Genomic DNA, 19,216 nt, shown 5'->3' with positions numbered 1-19,216 from the left:
TTTCGATTTATCGTGTTTTACCTAATTCAACCGCTCTGGCGATTGCATTACGGGCCAGGTTGTCCAAGGCGCCTTTGTATGCGTCGATTCTCATCAGACCGGCTTTGGATTCGATTTGATAATGGTTTGCATCATACTTTTTGTTGTAACCAGTAAAGCGGATAATGATGCCATCGGGAATTTCTGTACCGTTCGGGATATGGAAGGTAGTCCATTTTTTCCGTGGGAAAACAGCATCTTTGTCAAAAAGAGACGTACCACCCCTGGATTTAACCCAAACTGAGCCATCCTTATCTATTTGCTTTTCAATATCGGCGTCCCGAACTCTTCCGTCAGGCAAAACGCGGGGTTCAAAGTCGGGATACAACACTTCGGGGGCCGGGTTTTTGTCAATAATCGTTCCGCCAGGGAACTGTGCAATGAGAACTGATCGGTAAAAATCAGTGTCTGTTTGGCTCATTTGAATCCTCCTGTCATTGTCGTCTTGGGGTCTGCTGATGTGTGTGTCAGGTTTTGCTGAAGCGTGAAGTGAGAAGAATAGAAAGATATTTTAATTGCATAAAATATTAAAATATAATTAACAATTTTCATTGTATCAGGAAACAGACGCCGTATGCCTCAGCTTGCGTTGAAAGCGACTGCTTTCTTGCTTCCCATCTTTTGTATTGTGCATTGCGCCCCTGCAAAAAACATCCCTCCATCAAACCGCATAGCGATGCTTTCCGCTAAGATGTTTCCAGCCTTTTCCAATGGAGCATAACCATGTCCATCCTGCCCACCGAAGCCCGTGGCCGCTGTCTGTGCGGCGAAATCAGTTTCACCCTCGCGCTGCCGTCCAAATGGGTGGCGCATTGCCATTGCACGCGCTGTCAGCGTGCGCATGGCGCTGCGTTTGTAACCTGGGTCGGGGCGGAGGAAAAGCAATTGCAAGTGCATGATGCGCAGCAGCTTTTGCGCTGGTATAAGGCGCCCTTCGGCCAGCGCGCGTTTTGCGGACAGTGCGGCAGCAGCCTGTTTTTCAAAGGCGCCGGCTGGCCCGGCGAGGTGCATGTGGCGCGCGCCATGTTCACCGATCCGCTCGACCGCGAACCGGTGATGCACGCCTATTACGACACCCATGTCAGCTGGATTTCATTGGATGACGCCTTGCCGCGCAAAAACGATCCGGCCTTAAGCAAGACATAGCGCGCAAAAGAAAAAGCCCGCATGACGCGGGCTTGAAAAATCAATCACACAGATTTTAAGCGGTGGTATTGATGGTCGAGCCGATGACCTGGCCACTGGTGTTGACCGTCGGCTTGACATCTTGCACCGTTTGGGATGCTGTCAATCCGGCTGGCGCAGCTTCAGCTTGCGCCTCTTTGCCGCCAGCCGGCTTGGCGGCGGCAGTGGCTGCCTCCGCTTCCGGCTTTTGACGCAGAGCTGCGCTGGCTGCAGTTTGCGCCGCCTGATTTGCGGTAACTGCTTTAGCGTCCATAATGACCTCACGGTTTTTCAAAAAAAAGCAACACGCATCCGCTACTTGCGCTGGCAAGTGTGGTTTTGTGTATGCTAGCCCTTTAACGGCAGGCTTTGCCCGGGCTGTAGGGCAAAATGCAAAAAACAGCTTGACGCGAACTGTGGCGCCTGCTTGTGCGCCTGCAACGCATCGTGTATCGTGAAGCGCGACCAGACAGGGGAGAGCATGCAGCTGCAACCGGAACAGAGCAGGGATTACCACTTGGATGTGCAAGGCGCCGGCGGCGCCCGACAGCGTCTGTGCGTACAGGCGGTGAATGAAGTCGAGGCGATTCGCGCCGCCGCGCGCAATGGCTGGCAGGTGCTGGCGATTGACTTGCCGCCGCAGGAAGCGCGCACCCGGCGCGGCCAATTCCCCTTATTGCAATTCAGCCAGGAATTGCTGACCCTGCTGGAAGCCGGTTTGAATCTGCATGAAGCCCTGACCACGCTGCACAATAAAGAAAGCCGCAGCAGTGCGCGCGCCACCCTGGCCGCCATGCTGTTATCGCTGCAGCATGGCAAAAATTTTTCCGACACCCTGGCGGCGTTTCCGGCCATCTTTCCCGATATCTACGTGGCCTCAATGCGTGCGGCTGAACGTTCCGGCGATTTGCCGCAAAGTCTGGCGCGCTATGTCAGCTATCAATTGCAGTTTGAAACCATCCGCCGCAAATTGATCGCCGCCGCAGTTTATCCCGCACTCTTGCTGGCCATGGGCGCGCTGGTGACGCTGTTTTTGCTGGTGTATGTCACGCCGAAATTCGCCGTGGTGTATGAATCCTCCGGGCGCGATATTCCTTTGCTGTCGCAATGGCTGCTCAGTTTTGGCCGTCTGCTGGCCGGACATGGCTGGCTGATGAGCGCGCTGGGACTTGGCCTGCTGCTGCTTTTATTCTGGCTTTTGCGCCAGGCTGCGGTGCGCGCGCGCCTGCTCAATCTTGCGCTCGACTTGCCGCTGTTGGCCACCCGCAGCGCGGAATTCCGCCTGGCCCGTTTTTACCGCGCGCTCAGTCTCTTGCTGCACGCCGGCATTCCCTTGACGCGCGGCATGCAAATGGCCGGGCCTTTGTTGCAGCCGGGGCAGCAAAGCCGGCTCGCGCTGGCGCGCCGCGCCGTGGAAGAGGGACAAACCTTTTCCCTCGCCCTGGAAGCGCATGAATTGGCCACGGCGGTTGCGCAATCGCTCTTGAAAGTGGGGGAAAACACGGGCCGCCTGGCGGAAATGCTGGAGCGCTCAGCGCGCTTTCATGATGAAGAATTCGCGCGCCAGATTGAACTTGCATCGCGCTTGCTGGAACCCTTGCTGATGGCGGTGATCGGGGTGGTGATCGGCAGCGTGGTGGTGCTGATGTATTTGCCGATTTTTGAATTGGCGGGCAGTTTATGAAGCAAACCGGCTTCAGCTTTGTTGAGTTGCTGGTGGTGCTGGCGATGCTGGCCAGCCTGGCGGCGATTGCCGTGCCGCCGATTCAACATGCCATGCAGCGCCAGCGCGAAGCGCAATTGCGCAATGCCCTGCATGAGATCCGCAGCGCGATTGACGCCTACAAACGGGCGCGCGAGCGCGGCCAGATCAAGCGTGCGCCCGGCGTCAGCCTGTATCCGCCTGATTTGCAAACCCTGGTGGATGGCGTGCCCGATCAACAAAGCCCGGACCGCCGCATGTTGCGCTTTTTGCGTCAGTTGCCGCGCGATCCCTTCGCCGACCCGGATTGGCCCGCCGCCTCGACCTGGGCGCAACGCGCATCCACCAGCCCGCCCGATGTGTGGGACGAGGGCGACGATGTGTTTGATGTCGCCAGCCGCTCCAGCCTGACCGGCTTGAACGGCGTGCCGCTGGCGCAATGGTGAGAGAGGCGGAGAAGCGGACATGCCAAAACAAATGAAACACAAGACGCGTGCGCGGCGCGCCTTTACCTTAATCGAATTATTGGTGGTGATGGCGATTATCGGCCTGTTGCTGGCGCTCGCGTTGCCGCGTTATTACGCATCAGTCGAGCGCGCGCGCGAAACCGCGCTGAAAGAAAATCTGCAAATTCTGCGCATCAGTATTGAGCGGTTTTATGCTGATCGCGGGCGCTATCCGGAAAACCTGCAAGAACTGGTCAGCGCCAAGTATCTGCGCGCCTTGCCGCTCGACCCGATCACAGAAAGCCAGCAAAGCTGGACGCCGGTGCTATCGCAGGAAATCGATTTGCCCGGCGTGGCTGATGTGCGCAGCGGCGCCGCCGGCGCCACTCAGGACGGCACGCCGTATGAACAATTGTGAGCGCGCCGGCTTCGCCTATTTATGGACGCTGATGCTGGTGGCCCTGCTCGGCGCCGGGCTGGCGCTGGGCAGCCACATGCATCACACCAGCATGCAGCGCGAGAAAGAAGAACAATTGATCTTCATCGGCCATCAATTCCGCGCCGCCATCGCCTCTTATCTGGCGGCAAGTCCCGACAAAGACCGGCCCCAATATCCGGCCAGCCTGGAGGATTTGCTGAAAGACCCGCGCTTTCCCGGCACGGTGCGGCATTTACGCCGCATCTGGCGCGACCCCATCACCGGCCGCGCCGAATGGGGCTTGATCAAGCTGCAGGGGCGGATTGTCGGCGTGCATTCGTTGTCAGAGGCGATGCCCTTGAAACAAGACCATTTCAGGCCGGAAGACAGCATGCTGGCGCATCAAAGCAAATACAGCGGCTGGCGCTTTACCTGGCCTGAGAATATGTTGCTGCCGGCGCCGCCTGCCGCCAACCCGAATCAAAAGCCATCGTAATTCAATCGGCAAGCGCGTATCGCCGCACTGCGCTATGGTAAAGTGAGCCGGTTTTGCTTCGGGCTTGCGCTATGACACATGAATTCGCCGCCAGCAATGGCATCTATCTTTTACACCACTCCGTGGGCCGGCCCTGGGCCGATGCCGCCAGCCATTTCCAGCAGCGTTTCTTTGCGCCCTGGGCCGATGGCGCCGGCGACCCCTGGGGCGAGTGGATCACGGTTTTCGACGATTTCCGCGCCGCCCTGGCGCAATTGCTCAACAGCGCGCCGCAACAGTTTTGCGCGCAAACCAATCTCTCCAGCGCCTTTGGCAAAATTTTGCAGGCGCTCCCGATAGACCCCAAACGCGGCGTGATTTTGCTCAGCGAAAGCGATTTTCCCAGCATGGGGTTTGTCGCGCAGCAAGCGCAGCGCATGGGCTATCGCCTGCGCTTTTTGCCGGCCACGCTGGACCAAAGCGAGGCCCAGGTCTGGCTCGACGCCATGCGCGAAGATGTGCAATGGCTGCTCTTGACCCAGGTGCAATCAAATACCGGGATTCAGGTTCCGCTGGCGCCGGTATTGGCGGCGGCGCGCGCGCGCGGTATTTTGAGCGTGGTTGATGCCGCGCAGGGCGTGGGGATTTTGCCGATTGATTTGCAAGCCCTGCAGCCGGATTTTTTCCTGGCCTCATGTGTGAAATGGTTATGCAGCGGCCCCGGGGCCGGCTTTCTATGGGCGCATGCCGATATCCTGCCGCGCTGCCAGCCGGCGGATGTCGGCTGGTTTTCCCACGCCAATCCGTTTGCCTTCGATATTCACGATTTCGCCTATCATCCCGACGCGCGCCGCTTTTGGGGCGGCACGCCCTCGGTGGCCCCATTTGTGCTGGCGGCGCACAGCATCCGCCGCTTGCATGCGGTGGGCGTGGCGCAGATCCGCGCCTATAATCTGGCGCAAAGCCGCCGCATTATCGAGGCGCTGCCGCCCGGCTGCCTGGTCTCGCCGGCAGAAGATGCGCGCCGCAGCGGCACCCTGATCGTGCATTATGGCGCGCGCCAGCAAGCCTTGGTGCAAGCCTTGCAAGCCGCGCAGATCCGCTGCGACAGCCGCGCCTTTGGCGTGCGCCTCTCGACCCATATCAGCAACCCGCCTGAAGAAATTGACCAGCTGCTGCAAGTGTTGCAGACGCTGGCTTAACACCGGAGTAAGTGACAGATCATGATGACCGAGAACGTACACAATTTCGATGCCTGGATCCGCAGCCGTTTTTGCGAACTCAACACGGCGCTGGAAAACCTGTATTTTGCGCAAGAACGGCGCGCCGATGTGGCCGGCGTCGGCAGCGATTTGAAGCGCGCCCTGTGCCTCGAAGGCCAGGAGCACATCCGCAAACTGGTGCAGGAGGGCAATACCGATGAAGGCTTTGACCAGGCCTTTAATCTGCTCGGCAATGTCGGCTTTTACATGGCCGCCTGCAACCGGCATGGCGTGACAGAGCAGGACGCCGGGCCTGCGGCGCAGATGCGCGAAGCCTCAGCGCTGGCGCTGGAGCTGGGCGCGAATCTGGGCGTTACCCCGCGTTTCGCCACCAGCCATTTGACCACCCATAATTTTGCGCTGCAAGGACGCTACAAATCCTTCACCTCGCTGGAAGATGAATATATCTTCATCGACTACAACACCATCGGCATTCTGGCCTATAAACGCGCGGCGGACGCCTTGTTGCGGCTGCAGCCGATGGGCGTGACACACCCGGTGGCGACCTCGCTTTTGCGCGCCGCCAAAGCTGCGCTGGATGAAGTGATCGAGAGCAATGCCGAACTCTTTAAAAAGCTCGATGTGGAGCGTTTTTTCTACAGCGTGCGTCCCTATTACAAGCCGCATGCGGTGGGTTTTCAGGTGTATCGCGGCGCGAATGCGGGCGACTTCGCCGGCATTAATGTGATTGATTTACTGCTCGGTCTGTGCCAATCCAGGCAGTCATCGTATTCGCAATTGCTGGTGGATAAATTCCTCTTCATGATGCCGAATGAGCAATTGATTTTGCGCGACTGCATGCGCCAGCCGAATTACATGGATTTGTTCCTGCAAGCGCTGGATGCCGGCCATGACAGCCCGGCGTTCCGCCGCAATCTGGCCTTATTTGTGCAAGTCTGCCAGGCGCATGGCCAGGGTTCCTCAATGCATCATGATCAGCTGGTGCATAAATACATCGCCAAACCGGCGGACGACTTGCCGCCGGAAAATCACGACAAACTCACCGCCAGCGGCCCGCCTTTGCCGGTCTTGCTGCGCGCCCTGCAAAACCTGCGCGACCAGCGCGCCGCTGTGCAGCGCGACGATATTCCAACCCGCTACGCTGACTTGCAGCGTTTGCAAGCGACACTGGCGGCATGGGAAAAATAAGATAAGGCTGGCAGGCATGCGGGGCGGGACGCATTGCGCCGCCCCGCCATTCGCAGCTTGCTTGTCTGAGCTGCCGCATTTGTACAGCCAGTTTCAGCGTGGTGCTGTCGCCGGCCATGTCAACGGGTTTTTGGCATGCCCGCAATCAGCACACGCGCTCACGCAATCCGCAAACTGCGCACCGCGCTGCCCGGCGTGGCGCGCGCGCTGCCGTCGGCCAGCAAAGCGCGGTATTGGCTGGGCGTCATGCCCACCGTGGCCTTGAATTGGCGCGCGAAAGCGCTGTGGTCCTGGTAGCCGCAGGCGGCGGCGATTTCGGTGATGCTTTGCTTGCCGGCCAGCATGCTGCAAGCCGCGTCCAGGCGCTTTTGCTGCAACATCTGACGCGGCGAAATTTGATACACCTTTAAGAAATAGCGCTCGATCTGCGAGACCGACATTTGCGCCATCTTGGCCAGAAAAGGCACTCGCACATCTTCAAAGAAATGCTGGTTGATATACGCCACCAGCTTGCTGATTTTCTGATACGCCGGGCTGCTGGCTTCCGGCGCGTGCAAATCGCGCGAGATGCCGGCCAAGCCGATCACATTGCCCTGCGCATCGCGCAGCGGAAATTTATTCGTCATGCACCAGCCGGGCGCATGGTTGGGGTAGATATGCAATTCGAGCTGATCGTAAATCGTTTTGCCTTCCTGCAACACAGCCTGGTCTTGCTGCTCGTAGTGGGTGGCGAAACGCGGCGCAAATAATTGATTCACACTCTTGCCGATCAAGTCTTCTTTATTGCGGTAACCGCAGCGTTCCACCATGGTGCGGTTGATCAGGAGGTAGCGGCCTGCCATGTCTTTCACAAAAAACACCACATCCGGCAAGGCGTCGAACAAATGTTCGGCAAAGAATGGGTCAGTCAAGGCGGCGGCGAGTTGTTGGCGTTCTGCGTTCATGGCGGTTCCTGTCATTGAAGCTGATAAACGACGCCCGGCCGCCTCAGAAACGATTCTGATATTGAAGCGCGGCGGGGTTGGGGGCGCATCTGAAGTGTGCCATAAAAAGAGGCGGGTGGCTTGCTCAAATGTTGCCAGAACATGCCAGCCCGCCCAACAGACGCACACTAAGAGAATACAGCCCGGCGTACTGCCAGCCTCGGCTGAGGCCATCATCCCGGCCGGACACGGGAAGATTCTTTGCCGCCGCTATCACGCGGCGTCGCATACTGCTTGCGGCTTACTCGTAAGTCGCGCTCAAGGTCACATTCGCATACGGTTGCTTGGCTTTGAGCACGATGTAATACCAGGCCCCGCTGACCGGCGCGGCAGTGCTGATCGACTCGTTATTGCCGGCATTGGTCGAACGCTGGCCCGAGGTTTCGCTCGGGTAGCTGTACGGCGACATGTACAGATCCACATCGCCAGTGCCGCCGCTGGTGAACACGCGCAGATTCTTGGCGCCGGACGGCAACATCAGATAGGCGTAGCTGACGCTGCTGGAGCCAAAGCCGGGGATCGAGCAATTTTTACCCAGCTGCTTATTCGCCGCGCCGGAACAGGTCGGCAAGCCCGGGGTCGGCTCCACAGGTTCCGGCGGCAAGCCGGCAGTGGTCGCGGTCTGCACCCAGGAGGCGAATTCAGCGTCATATTTCGTGCCGATATTCGTCATAAAAGTCTGGTAGCCGTTGTAATCGCCGACGCGGAACTTGGGCAGAATCGCATCAATATCGCCGCGATGTTTTTCATTCATGAAGCGCGCCGCCATATAGCCCCAGCGGTAAGCCCGGTTGGTGTAATCCGACATCGAATAGGTGTTGCCGAAGATGGTCGAAAGCTTGTAAGTGCCCAGCTTGGCGGCGTCAATCGATTTCTGATTGTCGTTTTTCAGGGACAGATATTCGGCAATGCCTTCAATCCACCACACGGTCGGCTTGGCGATGCCGGCGGAGAAATCGCCATACATATTGAAGCGGCCATCCAGGTAGTGCACATATTCATGCTCCAGATTCCAGATCTTGAAAGTCGGACGCACCCAGGATGCTTCGTGCGCGATGAAGCGGGCTTGATTGCCGGCCACCGACGGATCCCCTTCCAGATACATGCCGCCGTTATTGGTGTCGATGTCATAAATCGCGCCGGCGTATTTGTCGTAGTTGCTGTAATCGTCAAACACCACCAGTTCGAGCGAAGAATTGTTGTCATTCGCCACCGGCTTGTTCTTGGTCTGCAGCATTTTGTGCACATAGCTTTCCTGCACAGCCAGGGCGGCGCAGGTGTCGGCCAGTTGCTGCGCCGTCATTTCCTGAGCGCGGATGCGGATGGTCGGGCTGCAGCTGTGGCTGATCTTCAAGACCACATTCGCCAGCTTGTTTTTGTAGTCGCAGGCATTGTATTCGGCGCAATTCGCATTGTCGTAGTAATACACGCTGTTGGCGCCGGCTAACCACAGGGCAGAATCTGTCCCGGTCATCGAGCTGTTGAGCATGAGATTTTTCAGCATCGGCTTGACGCTGGCGAATTGATTCGGATGCTGCATGAAGCGGAAGGTTTCACGCACCGCGTCAGTCAACTGATATTCATTATTCGAGCCGAGCAGCTTGGCTTTGTTAGCCTGCACGAAATTATTCAATGCGGTCGGATAGCTGTTGTCATTTTCCACCGCCTGCGCGGCTTCCGGGCGCCAGTGGCTGTAATAGATCACCGTCAAAGCGCCGGTCATCACGCCCGCGCCGGTGCGGTTGTTTAATGCATCGCTGGCGTTCGGGTTGGCGGCGCTGTTGGTGTAGCGCTTGACCACGTTTTTCATCGCCGGCAGGAAATACCCTTCGTCATTCATGTTCGTGATCATGGTGAACACTTCGCCGGCAGTCGAGGGGCCGGCAGTGTTGTGACGGTACAGGTTTTCACCACCCAGCAGGCTGGAAATTCCGGGGCGCAGGGTGTCGCGCACGCTGGTCGCCGGTTTGCTGATGACATTGTTGCCGGCCAGATAATAGCCGGCGCGCAGATAGATAATCAGATTCACCAGCTTGATATTGCTCGAATCATATTTTGAGGCTTCACTGGCGAAGCGGCGCGCCACGGCGTCGAAATTAGCTGGCGCGAACACGCTCGCGGCCTGGCTGCCGGACAGCGAAAACAGGCCATAGTGACACTCATAATTCGGCAGCGCGACGATGTAGTCAGCCAATGCTTCGCCGCTGTAGCTGGCCAGCTTGGTCATATCTTCACAGGGGTTGGCGAATTGCGCCGCCAGTTTTTGATTCTTGGCGTTGGGCATCAGATCGGTGCGCGGTTTGCTGGAAGGCTGCAGGCCGAATTTGATTTGCTCCAGCGAAGGCGGCAGCGTTTGCGGGGTGCGTGGTTTGGCCGCTTGCTTGAGCGCGCCACCGTGTGCGGCGCCAAATTCGATATGCGCATCCACCACGGCAGGCGCATGGGTTTTCGCGGGGGCGGCATAGCTGCTCAGGGCAAACATCAGGCTGCCAGCGATCAGGCTGAACTTACCGGCTGCAAAGGCGTGATTTGTATGCATGGACATGTCTCCGTATTTATATATGGTTATGAGCGGGCGCCGGCAGGCGCACATTTCCGTCAACCGTCAGTGCGGCTGCGGTTTTTCTTGTTGAAAGACGCAGACCGGCTTGCTGCAGGTCTTTGTGCTTTCCGGCGCCGCCCGCGTGGGACGGCTTGGCGCCGCAGATGCCGCGCCCTGATGGGGGTGCAGCGGGGCGTTATGGGATTGGCCATAACAGATCGCCGTCATGTATCGATCAGCGTATAAATATATTACACATATCCACAGGAAATATCTAGAATTAATTTTTGTATATTGATGTTGCTGTGCAGCTAATATTGCGCAGGCATAGGTGTTTTTTTACTACTTTTACGCTACTGAAAAGCAGATGATTGCTTTGAGGGACGGGTAACTGGCATAGTGCGGCAATGCCGTGGGACATGCTGCGGGCTTGTCCGCGCAGCCGGAGCGGGCTGCGCTGCAGTGCAATACTGCAAATGGAAATTGCGGATCAGGGAGGCGGGAGCGTGAGCGGCGGCCCGGCAAAATGCGGGCCGCCGCCTGCGGTGTTACTCGTAAGTGGCGCTGATGCTCACATTCGCGAACGGTTTTTTAGCGTCCAGCATAATGTAATACCAGATGCGCGCTTGCGGTGCGGCGATGCTGACGGATTCCTGATTGCCGGCATCGGTCGAGCGGTAAGCCGCTGCAGTCTTGCTTGGATAATGATCCGGCGAGATGTACAGATCCACATCGCCGCTGCCGCCGTTGGTGAAGATGCGCAAATTCTTCGCGCCTGCCGGCAGATTGATATACGCATACGTCTGCGTGCTGGAAGCGAAGCCGGAAATTGAGCAATTCTTGCCCAGATACAGATTGGCGGCGGTGCTGCAAGTCGGCAGATTCGGCTTTGGCTCGCTTGGTTCCGGCGGCGTGCCCGCTGTGCTGGCGTTCTTGACCCAGACGGCGAATTCGGCATCGTATTTCGTGCCGATATTTTCCATATAAGTTTGATAGCCCTTATAGTCGCCGCTGCGGAACTTGGCCAGCACTTGATCCATGTCGGCGCGATGCTTTTCATTCATGAAACGGGCCGCCATATAACCCCAGCGATAAGCGCGCGCAGTGTAGTCGGACATCGAATAGGTGTTGCCGAAAATCGTCGAAAGCTTATATGTCCCGCTCTTGGCGGCGTCAATCGAAGCCTGATTATTGTTTTTCAGGGACATGTATTCGGCAATGCCTTCAATCCACCAGACGGTCGGCTTGGCGGTGCTGGCGGCAAAATCGCCGGCCATATTGAAGCGCCCATCCAGATAGTGCACATATTCATGCTCAAGATTCCAAATCTTGAAGCTGGGGCGCAGCCAGGACGCCTCATGCGCGATAAAGCGCGCCTGATTGCCAGCCTTGGATGGGTCGCCCTCCAGATACATGCCGCCATTATTGGTGTCGATGTCATATATCACGCTCGCGTATTTGCTGTAATTTTCATAGTCATCAAACACCACCAATTCGAGCGCGCTGTTATTGTCGTTCGCCACCGGCTTGTTTTTGGTTTGCAGCATCTTGTGCACATAGCTTTCCTGCTGCGCCAGCGCGGCGCAGCTGTCGGCCAATTGCTGCGCCGTCATCGCTTGCGCGCGGATGCGGATGGTCGGGCTGCAGCTGTGCTTATGTTTCAACACTGCATCCGCCAGCTTGCTCTGGAAATGACACACGCCATATTCGGCGCAGTTCGCATTGTCGTAATACGTCACGCTGCTGGCGGCGCCTAACCACAGGCCGGAATCTGTCCCTGTCATTGAACTGCTGGCCAGCACTTGCTTGATCATCGGTTTCACCGTGGCGCTTTGGCTGGGGTATTGCATGAAGCGGAACGCTTCGCGTTCAGCGTCAGTGAGTTGATATTCCAGACTTGTGCCGAGCAGTTTGGCGCGGTTTTTCTGCACAAAATCGTACAGGGTCTGCGGATAGCTGGCGTCGTTTTTCAGGGTTGCCGCGGCGTCGCTGCGGTAATGCGCGTAAAACATCACGGTCAGCGCGCCGGTCAGCGCGCCGGCGGCGGAATACTGTTTCAAGCTCTCGCTGGCGTTTGGATTGTCTGCCGTGTTGGTGAAGCGCTTGAACACGCTTTTCATCGCCGGCAGATAGTAATTTTCATCATTGATATTCGTGATCATGGTGAAAACTTCTTTTGCCGTGGACTGGCCATTCGTATTCTGCTTATACAGATTGGGGTTGTGGATCAGGTTCCACAGCGCAGGGCGCAGGGTGTCCCGCACACTGTCAGCCGGCTTGGCGATCACATTCCCCGACCAGAGATAATAGCCGGCGCGCAGATAAATAATCAGATTCACCAGCTTGATATTGCTGGCGTCGTATTTGCCGGCTTCAAGCGCAAAACGGCGCGCCACCGCGCTGAAGTTGGCTGGCGCGAACACTTTCGCGGCTTGACTGGCCGGTAATGAGAACAGGCCATAGTGACACTCATAATCCGGCAGGGCGAGCAGATAATCCGCCAGCGCTTCGCCGCTGTGGCTGGCCAGCTTATTCATGTCTTCGCAAGGATTGGCGAATTGCGCTGCGAGTTGCTGGCTTTTTGCCTGTGGCAGCAAATCGGTGCGCGCTTTTTTACTGGCGTCCACACCATATTTGATTTGTTCCAGCGAGGGCGGCAGGGTTTGCGGCGTGCGCGGCTGCGGGGCCTGTTTCAATTTGCCGCTGTGCGCGGCGCCGAATTCCAGATGCGCATCGGCCACGCTGACAGGCGCTGCGCTGTGCGCTGCTTCGGTGCTGACAGCGGCGGCGCTCAGATTGCTGAGCGCCAACAGCAAGGCGCTGGACAGCAGGGAGCCTTTGCCGGCAAGGGTAATGTGGTGCTGATACATGGATATGATTCCTTATTAGTATGTATTGCTTCAGGGCGCACGCCAGCCGCCGCCAGATGGGGACATATGGCGGAAGGGTGTTTGTCAGCGTGCTGAGGCAGATTTGCGGCCTGCTCCATGATGCGCATTACGGCAGTCAGTTTGCTGCGGAGCGTGGCGCAAAGAGGGTGCTGGCCCGGTGCATAAATATACTACATATATCCATGTCAAATATCAAAAAATATCTTTTTAATATGTATTTGAATTTTAAAATTGTTTTAGATATAAATTTCTCTTGTTGGATCAGCGAATCTGTGCTTAATCAGTCATGCCGGACTGATGCCGCGATGATTGCAAGCGCCCAGATCAATAGCGCCGCCGGGTGATCCAATCCCAGATGTCGAGGAAGAAAAAACGCAGGCGCGCGCGCCAGTGGCGGCGTACTTGATCGTAATATTCAGATGGATCAGCATCTGGAGGCGCTTGCCAGACTTTGCGCTCGCGGACATCGAAGAAATACACTTCGTCGTCTTGATTGCTGATGTATAAATCCCGTCCGCCGGGCATGATATCGAATTCAACAAAATAGGATTCCGGGACGTAGTGCTCCAACTCGTCGCAGTATGGTGCGACTTTATAAATTCTGCGTTGCAGCACGCACTCACGGGTTTTGATGTCGATCCCGATCAACAGACCTGAACGTGGATGACTGTCCCCATTAAAGAAATCCGCGTACTCTTGATAGTACAGGGTATTGCGGCAAACCAATGGCTCCAGCCATTTCGGCTTGCGGCGTTGATAGATTTGTTCAGGCGCAAAATCATCATCCGTCGCCGGGCGCACTTCACGGGTGTGGATGTTGACCAGATAGCGGTCCTCATAACCGTTTTCAATCAATATATGTTGTTGATCCGGCATCCAACGAAAGCGCTCAAAGAAACAGTCCATGGAGCCGGGGCCGTTGTAAATGCCCATCGGGTCTCCCCCCCTCTCATCGACATCGTAAGAGACGCGATAGACTTGAATCTCCCATAGTACTTCATCGCTGACAATGTCCCTTGCGCGCATCCATCCACTGCGACGCTCATATGGTTCTAAATACTCAACCCGGATTTCTTCATAGCGGACCCCGTTCTGTTCCAAAGGTGGCAATTCCTTGCGGACTTTACTGATCATTTTTCATCCATCCTTAATTAATCCGGGCGCGTGCAATTTCCAGCGGCGTGCGTCTCGCCGCTACATCCACGATGCAAAAACACATAAGCCGCGATGATTGCAAGCGCCCAGATCAATAGCGCCGCCGGGTGATCCAATCCCAGATGTCTAGGAAGAAAAAACGCAGGCGCGCGCGCCAGTGGCGGCGCACTTGATCGTAATAAAAGCTAGGTAAAACCTCGGAAGGGCAAGCCCACACACGGCGTTCGCGAACATCGAAGAAGTAGGCTTCATTGTCTTGGTTTTTGATGTACAAATCACGTCCTCCTGGCATGACATCCAGTGCAACAAAATACGATTCAGGAACGTGATGTTCGAGGTCGTCCCGCAAAGGGATGGTGTATATTTTTTCATATACAACGCGCTTATTAGTTTTAATATCTATACCTGTTAAAACACTATAGTCAGGCGCCGGATAGTCGTAAAAAAACATCTGCAAATCGTGGTAATACATTGTATTTCTACAAATAACCGGTGCAACCCACGTTGGTTTGCGGCGCTGGTAAATTTGCTCTGGCCCAAAATCATCATCTGTCGCCGGGCGCACTTCACGGGTGTGGATGTTGACCAAATAGCGGTCGCGGTATCGGTTTTCAATCAAGATGTGTTGCTGATCCGTCATCCAGCGAAAACGCTCAAAAAAACAGTCACGGACAGCCGGGCCATCAGGCAGTCCCAACCCGTTATCCGCTCTTTTTTGATATGACACAGGATAAACCTGCAATTCCCACAGTACATCGCCGCTTGCGATATCCCTGGCGCGGATCCAGCCACTGCGCTTTTCATACGGTTCACAATACTCAGCCCGGATTTCTTCATAGCGGATGCCGTTCTGCTCCAAAGGCGGCAAATCACGATCTGCACGGCTAACCATGTCCTCATCCTCCTTAAATAATTCTGGCGCGCGCGATTTCCAGCGGCGTAAGCATATCGGCTAAATCCATCACGCAAAAAGCCCAACTATCACTGTTATTGCAGGTCTGCGCAAATGGTAAGCGGCCCTTTGTCGGTTTGATGCCATTTGTTGCTGATTTATGGTCTTCTGTTTTCAGCTCCCGGTGGGCGATTTCATGCACCAGCAAACGGGCAAAGTTGCGCGGTCCTTTGACGATCGGGTTTTCTTTAAACAGAACTTGCTGGATGTAGATAGCTGACACCGGATCATTGCCCTTAAAAACAAAGGCCTCCGCCTCGAATAAATCCCGGTCATCCTGGGTCATTATTTTTCCACGCAACTGCGGATGATCCAACAACACAATCTTGTTCGAGCGCAAGACATTAATGAACTTACGCAAGCCGCTCATCATCTCGCCAATGAATTTTTGCAACATGGCGTCGCTGGTTTCTTCATCGGCAAACCAGCGCTTGGCGATTTCCCATGCCCGATTTCCGGGCTGGGCTTGCGACAACATGGCGTGTGCTTTTTCGGTATAGGCGGCAGCATGGGTGACAGCTTGGCCGAGTTGCTCACGGTGTTTTTCTTCCAGACGCCCCTCGCTTAACTTGATCAAGGTATCAATTTGTCCGGGATTTGCTTTTGCAATTTGTATGCTGGGCCAGTCTTTGTAAATGAAAGGCAAATCCAACACCCAAACATGATGATCGCCATAGCGCGCTTCCAGAAAAAAATGCTGGGCAAAGCAGAGCGCAGCGATTTTTCGGCGGAACTTGCGGTCATCTTTCGGCGCTTTGCCAGATTTCAACTCGCCTGTTGCAATCAACACACCTTCGGCCCCCTGCGCCAAATGCGGCTGATAGCGGAATAAAAAATCCCGCTTGTAGTGGTAATGCTTACGCTTGCGCCAGTCATCCAGGGCGCCAGCATGGGCGGGGTGGGGGCCGTCATCGGCGAGCGCTTTGGCCAGGCGCTTGATGAGGTCTTGTTGGCCGGGATCAAAGCCGCCGGCTTTCAAACAGGCGGCGGCGCTGGCCATTTCTTGGGAAAAACTGCGGCTTAATACGGAATCTGCATGAAAATCAGCTTGCATGACACGCTCCAAACAGGCGTCTATGATGAAGGGAGTAAAAGACAAGTTATGGCTGAAAAAGTGAATAAAAATGCCATAAAGTCGAACATCATAACATAGTCAGGCATTCCGGTTATTTTTATTTTTAAACTTTCCGTATGGAAATATGCAGATGCATATTGCATGGGTTTGCTCAGGGAATGGAAGTGGTCTGCAGTGGCTGGCAAGTGGCGTTGATCTGTGGCAACGCCTGTTGCAGCAAAACTACAGCAGAGCACATGTCCCTAATGCCGCCAAGTAGCGGGGTGTGTGGCGTGGCGGGCGTCTTAAAGCGTGACCTGAATCCCGTTTGGATTGAGTGGTCTGGTTCTGCTGGCTGGCCTGATGTTTGATGAAGACGATGACAGACAATCGGGCCGCTTGAATGATGGCTGACTTATTTTTGACACGATTTGACACACTTTTTCGCTTTCTGTACTATCGCTGGCATTAGGCAATACTTTGGGTTGCCCGTCATGCATGAATAAGTATCAGCACTTATTTTTGCGCTGCCGTGTATGCCATGCGCCATGCTTGCATTTGCGTTTTTACGCGCCAATCCGGCGGCGGCTGAAAAAACTTGCTTGTCTTTCCTGCCGCAAAAAATCAGCCTTGCCGCATTCGTCCGGGTCTTGCAAAAAAAACGCATTGCCTGCGGCGCGCGGCTTGGGGATGGCGGAAACAAGGGCGTTACTTTGGTGTGACTGAGGACGAACAAAAATTGTGAGGGTGAAATTGTGTCTTACAGTAAATGCACGCACACTGTGGTTTTCAACCTGATTGGAGTGCATGATGTTTGACTTACTTGACTTAAACGGTTTGATCACAGCCCCAGGTGGCGTACTGCCAGTGGAGAATCACACGCTGAGTGCCGCAGGACATAGCCAAACCAGGACTGAATTTCCAAGAATGCAAGTGATTGGTGAGGAACCTCACTTGCCACCACCAAAAACTTAAAAAATATGCATTCACTTGACGAACAAATCCATAGCGAGTTGGAAGCTAAGAAGGCTTACTTGGCTTTGAATGCCTACATGTTGGCGCTTTCTTTGGCTGTGGATGTAAGCATGAAGGGCGACGACCAAGTAATTATGATTACACGCATAATTCTGTCGCTCCTATTTTTTTTGGCGTGCTTTGCATTACCTAAATCCACATTTTCGCAAGACATAAGAGAAATCGTTGCTTATGATTTCTTTTTCGTTTTTATTGTCTATGGCTCATATATGTGGATAGATGGAAGGGAGCCATACAATACGCTCAGAATCATATTGCCCGTAATACAAACCAGTTTGCTGCTTATGATGGTGGTTCGTATTTGCTGGAAGCCAAAAGTAGAGAACTGGCCCGCATTTGGTGTGCTTAGATTTTTTTTCAGTCCCATTTCAGCGCCAATGGGGAATAATGCAAAGCGAGCATATTTTGCAATTGCTTTCTGTGTACTCGCAGCAATTCTTATTCGGCTAACATCAATCAAAAACACACATCTGATCCTCATTGGCGCAGGGGTTTGTTTTGTCATTTTTGCAGCACGCAATTCGATCACTGATTTTTCTCAGCTAAAAGTTCGGTTTCACCATATCGAGGAAGCGAAAGTTACCGCGCAAGCCCAAGCTGACGAACAAGCCCGCCTGAAAGCAGCAGCCGAAAACAGCGCAGCAGAAATCCGCCAACTCGCACTGCTCGCCGTGCATGCCGCTGATGTTTCCGCCAAAGATCTGGCCAGCCAGAGCGAAGCCAGGGCCGCCGCCTTGGACGCTGAGTCCCGCCATTTGCGCGACACCTTGGCCCAGACCAGCGCCGCTTCGGCGCAATGGCAGCAGGAATGCGAGCAGTTGCGCGTGCAGCTGGCGCAGCAAAGCGCTTTGCTGTATGGGCTCAAGCAGGAAAGCGCGCAGGCACAAGCCGGACAGAACTTGCCACCGCGCATTGTGGCGGCGCTGGCGGTGTGGCAATTCGCCACGCGCTATATGGAGCAGCATCCTGCAACCAAACTTTATGAGGCGCGCGCTGCCGCCGACCGCTGGTTGAGTAAGCACGCGGAACAATTCGGCTTGCTCAAACCCGATGGCGAATTGTCAGACCGGGCGCATGCGGAAGTGCTGCGCATGGTTTTTGCCGAATAAATTCCGCGCCAGGACGCATTTCAAAGTTTGCGGCGACGCCCGCCGCCGGCCATGCGCGCCGGATGCATGCCGATAAAATAACCGCGCCGCCGCGCTTCCGCCACCAGCGCATGCCGACTTTGAACGTTGAACTTGGCGTACAGATCGGTTAAGCAATTTTTCACCCGTCCGATGGAAATGAATAAGCGCTTGGCCATGTCTTCGTTGGATGGCATCGGTTCGGCCAGCATCATGTCCAGCAGGCGCACCTCGCGTTCACTGAGTTGCGGCACTATATTGCGCGGCTCGCGCAAGGCGGCGGATAACAATTCCTGTGGAAACGCCAGATGATCTTGCATGACTGCCTTGAGCGCGGCGCGCAGCTGATGCAGTTCGCCGGCTTTATCCACATATCCATGCGCGCCCATGGTGATGCTGGCGCGGATCGCGGCTTTGTCGCTGGCGTCGGCAAATACCAGCACTTTGATATTGTGATTGAGCAATTCCGGCAGCAAGCTTAAACCATCGCCTTCATTGGCTAAAAATAAGTCCAGCAAGGCCACTGCAAAACGGGTTTGGCGCATGGCCAGGCGCATTTCGCGCTGGTTGGCGGCGAGGGTGACGCGATATTCACTGCTTAACACATGTGAAAGCGCCTGCGCGACTAATTTATGATCGTCGATCAGAATGATATGTGGCCGTTCTTGCTCCATTTGACAGTCCTTTCGACAGAGTGAGGTTACCGCGATGGTGCGGCATGCGCTGATCAGGCAGGCGCTCTGATTCTGCAAATTTGCATGCCTCACTGCATGTCATGTCAGCGCTTTTTGCTGCCACCGTGGTCTGGCGTCAGGGCGGGGA

At 55.4% G+C, this 19,216-nt stretch carries 19 protein-coding genes; 9 read left to right on the top strand and 10 right to left on the bottom strand.

From position 1 onward, the window contains the following. Positions 1 to 7 precede the first annotated feature (7 nt). Positions 8 to 460 (bottom strand): hypothetical protein, encoded by a 453-nt coding sequence (locus V8J88_RS17105; RefSeq protein ID WP_338845438.1) that lies wholly within the window; start codon positions 458 to 460, stop codon positions 8 to 10. Between the two features lie 302 nt (positions 461 to 762). Here V8J88_RS17105 and V8J88_RS17100 point away from each other — a divergent pair, with 302 nt between their 5' ends. Beyond that, complete coding sequence (locus V8J88_RS17100) at positions 763 to 1,185, top strand: GFA family protein (protein WP_338845436.1); 423 nt, start codon at positions 763 to 765, stop codon at positions 1,183 to 1,185. Between the two features lie 55 nt (positions 1,186 to 1,240). Here V8J88_RS17100 and V8J88_RS17095 read toward each other — a convergent pair whose 3' ends face one another. Next, a complete protein-coding gene (locus V8J88_RS17095; protein WP_338845434.1) occupies positions 1,241 to 1,477 on the bottom strand; it encodes a hypothetical protein in 237 nt (78 codons plus the stop codon). A 207-nt stretch (positions 1,478 to 1,684) separates the two neighbouring features. On the opposite strand from V8J88_RS17095, the gene V8J88_RS17090 reads away from it, so the two are divergent. The 6 genes from V8J88_RS17090 (at position 1,685) to V8J88_RS17065 (ending at position 6,655) form a co-directional block, all read left to right on the top strand. Then, positions 1,685 to 2,887 (top strand): type II secretion system F family protein, encoded by a 1,203-nt coding sequence (locus V8J88_RS17090; RefSeq protein WP_338845432.1) that lies wholly within the window; start codon positions 1,685 to 1,687, stop codon positions 2,885 to 2,887. Further along, a complete protein-coding gene (locus V8J88_RS17085; protein ID WP_338845430.1) occupies positions 2,884 to 3,351 on the top strand; it encodes a type II secretion system protein in 468 nt (155 codons plus the stop codon). Before V8J88_RS17090 ends, V8J88_RS17085 begins: the two co-directional genes overlap by 4 nt. A 19-nt stretch (positions 3,352 to 3,370) precedes the next feature. Further along, the gene (locus tag V8J88_RS17080) at positions 3,371 to 3,769 is read left to right on the top strand and encodes a prepilin-type N-terminal cleavage/methylation domain-containing protein (protein WP_338845428.1); all 399 of its coding nucleotides are present in this window, start codon (positions 3,371 to 3,373) and stop codon (positions 3,767 to 3,769) included. Next, positions 3,756 to 4,265, top strand: a complete 510-nt coding sequence (locus V8J88_RS17075) for a type II secretion system protein (protein WP_338845426.1) — start codon at positions 3,756 to 3,758, stop codon at positions 4,263 to 4,265. Before V8J88_RS17080 ends, V8J88_RS17075 begins: the two co-directional genes overlap by 14 nt. Before the next feature lie 71 nt (positions 4,266 to 4,336). Beyond that, a complete protein-coding gene (locus tag V8J88_RS17070) occupies positions 4,337 to 5,446 on the top strand; it encodes an aminotransferase class V-fold PLP-dependent enzyme (protein ID WP_338845424.1) in 1,110 nt (369 codons plus the stop codon). A gap of 21 nt (positions 5,447 to 5,467) precedes the next feature. Beyond that, positions 5,468 to 6,655 (top strand): monodechloroaminopyrrolnitrin synthase PrnB family protein, encoded by a 1,188-nt coding sequence (locus V8J88_RS17065; protein WP_338845423.1) that lies wholly within the window; start codon positions 5,468 to 5,470, stop codon positions 6,653 to 6,655. A gap of 158 nt (positions 6,656 to 6,813) precedes the next feature. Here V8J88_RS17065 and V8J88_RS17060 read toward each other — a convergent pair whose 3' ends face one another. From V8J88_RS17060 to V8J88_RS17035, 6 genes are all read right to left on the bottom strand, one after another. Beyond that, entirely contained in the window at positions 6,814 to 7,599 is a 786-nt protein-coding gene (locus V8J88_RS17060) for an AraC family transcriptional regulator (protein WP_338845422.1), read from the bottom strand. A gap of 280 nt (positions 7,600 to 7,879) precedes the next feature. After that, positions 7,880 to 10,177, bottom strand: coding sequence for a collagenase (locus tag V8J88_RS17055; RefSeq protein WP_338845421.1), 2,298 nt, complete (start codon positions 10,175 to 10,177; stop codon positions 7,880 to 7,882). A 551-nt stretch (positions 10,178 to 10,728) separates the two neighbouring features. Continuing rightward, positions 10,729 to 13,050, bottom strand: coding sequence for a collagenase (locus tag V8J88_RS17050; protein WP_338845420.1), 2,322 nt, complete (start codon positions 13,048 to 13,050; stop codon positions 10,729 to 10,731). A 345-nt stretch (positions 13,051 to 13,395) separates the two neighbouring features. Beyond that, positions 13,396 to 14,205: a hypothetical protein gene (locus tag V8J88_RS17045; RefSeq protein ID WP_338845419.1), complete on the bottom strand. Its 810-nt coding sequence runs from the start codon at positions 14,203 to 14,205 to the stop codon at positions 13,396 to 13,398. A 112-nt stretch (positions 14,206 to 14,317) separates the two neighbouring features. Next, positions 14,318 to 15,118 (bottom strand): hypothetical protein, encoded by an 801-nt coding sequence (locus V8J88_RS17040; RefSeq protein WP_338845418.1) that lies wholly within the window; start codon positions 15,116 to 15,118, stop codon positions 14,318 to 14,320. A gap of 13 nt (positions 15,119 to 15,131) precedes the next feature. Next, positions 15,132 to 15,989: a hypothetical protein gene (locus V8J88_RS17035; protein ID WP_338845417.1), complete on the bottom strand. Its 858-nt coding sequence runs from the start codon at positions 15,987 to 15,989 to the stop codon at positions 15,132 to 15,134. A 42-nt stretch (positions 15,990 to 16,031) separates the two neighbouring features. On the opposite strand from V8J88_RS17035, the gene V8J88_RS17030 reads away from it, so the two are divergent. Continuing rightward, positions 16,032 to 16,202, top strand: a complete 171-nt coding sequence (locus tag V8J88_RS17030; protein WP_338845416.1) for a hypothetical protein — start codon at positions 16,032 to 16,034, stop codon at positions 16,200 to 16,202. A 596-nt stretch (positions 16,203 to 16,798) separates the two neighbouring features. On the opposite strand, the gene V8J88_RS17025 is transcribed toward V8J88_RS17030, so the two are convergent. Continuing rightward, positions 16,799 to 17,041 carry a hypothetical protein gene (locus tag V8J88_RS17025; RefSeq protein ID WP_338845415.1) on the bottom strand — a complete coding sequence of 81 codons (243 nt, stop codon included), beginning with the start codon at positions 17,039 to 17,041 and terminating at the stop codon, positions 16,799 to 16,801. Between the two features lie 171 nt (positions 17,042 to 17,212). Here V8J88_RS17025 and V8J88_RS17020 point away from each other — a divergent pair, with 171 nt between their 5' ends. Then, entirely contained in the window at positions 17,213 to 18,376 is a 1,164-nt protein-coding gene (locus V8J88_RS17020; RefSeq protein ID WP_338845414.1) for a hypothetical protein, read from the top strand. A gap of 20 nt (positions 18,377 to 18,396) precedes the next feature. Here V8J88_RS17020 and V8J88_RS17015 read toward each other — a convergent pair whose 3' ends face one another. Continuing rightward, complete coding sequence (locus tag V8J88_RS17015; RefSeq protein ID WP_338845413.1) at positions 18,397 to 19,068, bottom strand: response regulator transcription factor; 672 nt, start codon at positions 19,066 to 19,068, stop codon at positions 18,397 to 18,399. Positions 19,069 to 19,216: the final 148 nt, after the last annotated feature.

Origin of the sequence: Massilia sp. W12, assembly GCF_037300705.1 — a bacterium.
GTDB lineage: Bacteria > Pseudomonadota > Gammaproteobacteria > Burkholderiales > Burkholderiaceae_D > JACPVY01.
Note: the sequence above shows the minus strand (reverse complement) of the source record. Positions and strands in the feature narration are given on the sequence as shown.

Excerpts from the sequence above, each read along its gene's own strand:
- V8J88_RS17105 (WP_338845438.1), bottom strand. The coding sequence starts at position 460 with ATGAGCCAAACAGACACTGATTTTTACCGATCAGTTCTCATTGCACAG.
- V8J88_RS17100 (WP_338845436.1), top strand. The coding sequence starts at position 763 with ATGTCCATCCTGCCCACCGAAGCCCGTGGCCGCTGTCTGTGCGGCGAA.
- V8J88_RS17095 (WP_338845434.1), bottom strand. The coding sequence starts at position 1,477 with ATGGACGCTAAAGCAGTTACCGCAAATCAGGCGGCGCAAACTGCAGCC.
- V8J88_RS17090 (WP_338845432.1), top strand. The coding sequence starts at position 1,685 with ATGCAGCTGCAACCGGAACAGAGCAGGGATTACCACTTGGATGTGCAA.
- V8J88_RS17085 (WP_338845430.1), top strand. The coding sequence starts at position 2,884 with ATGAAGCAAACCGGCTTCAGCTTTGTTGAGTTGCTGGTGGTGCTGGCG.
- V8J88_RS17080 (WP_338845428.1), top strand. The coding sequence starts at position 3,371 with ATGCCAAAACAAATGAAACACAAGACGCGTGCGCGGCGCGCCTTTACC.
- V8J88_RS17075 (WP_338845426.1), top strand. The coding sequence starts at position 3,756 with ATGAACAATTGTGAGCGCGCCGGCTTCGCCTATTTATGGACGCTGATG.
- V8J88_RS17070 (WP_338845424.1), top strand. The coding sequence starts at position 4,337 with ATGACACATGAATTCGCCGCCAGCAATGGCATCTATCTTTTACACCAC.
- V8J88_RS17065 (WP_338845423.1), top strand. The coding sequence starts at position 5,468 with ATGATGACCGAGAACGTACACAATTTCGATGCCTGGATCCGCAGCCGT.
- V8J88_RS17060 (WP_338845422.1), bottom strand. The coding sequence starts at position 7,599 with ATGAACGCAGAACGCCAACAACTCGCCGCCGCCTTGACTGACCCATTC.
- V8J88_RS17055 (WP_338845421.1), bottom strand. The coding sequence starts at position 10,177 with ATGCATACAAATCACGCCTTTGCAGCCGGTAAGTTCAGCCTGATCGCT.
- V8J88_RS17050 (WP_338845420.1), bottom strand. The coding sequence starts at position 13,050 with ATGTATCAGCACCACATTACCCTTGCCGGCAAAGGCTCCCTGCTGTCC.
- V8J88_RS17045 (WP_338845419.1), bottom strand. The coding sequence starts at position 14,205 with ATGATCAGTAAAGTCCGCAAGGAATTGCCACCTTTGGAACAGAACGGG.
- V8J88_RS17040 (WP_338845418.1), bottom strand. The coding sequence starts at position 15,118 with ATGGTTAGCCGTGCAGATCGTGATTTGCCGCCTTTGGAGCAGAACGGC.
- V8J88_RS17030 (WP_338845416.1), top strand. The coding sequence starts at position 16,032 with ATGCTTACGCTTGCGCCAGTCATCCAGGGCGCCAGCATGGGCGGGGTG.
- V8J88_RS17025 (WP_338845415.1), bottom strand. The coding sequence starts at position 17,041 with ATGCACTCCAATCAGGTTGAAAACCACAGTGTGCGTGCATTTACTGTA.
- V8J88_RS17020 (WP_338845414.1), top strand. The coding sequence starts at position 17,213 with ATGCATTCACTTGACGAACAAATCCATAGCGAGTTGGAAGCTAAGAAG.
- V8J88_RS17015 (WP_338845413.1), bottom strand. The coding sequence starts at position 19,068 with ATGGAGCAAGAACGGCCACATATCATTCTGATCGACGATCATAAATTA.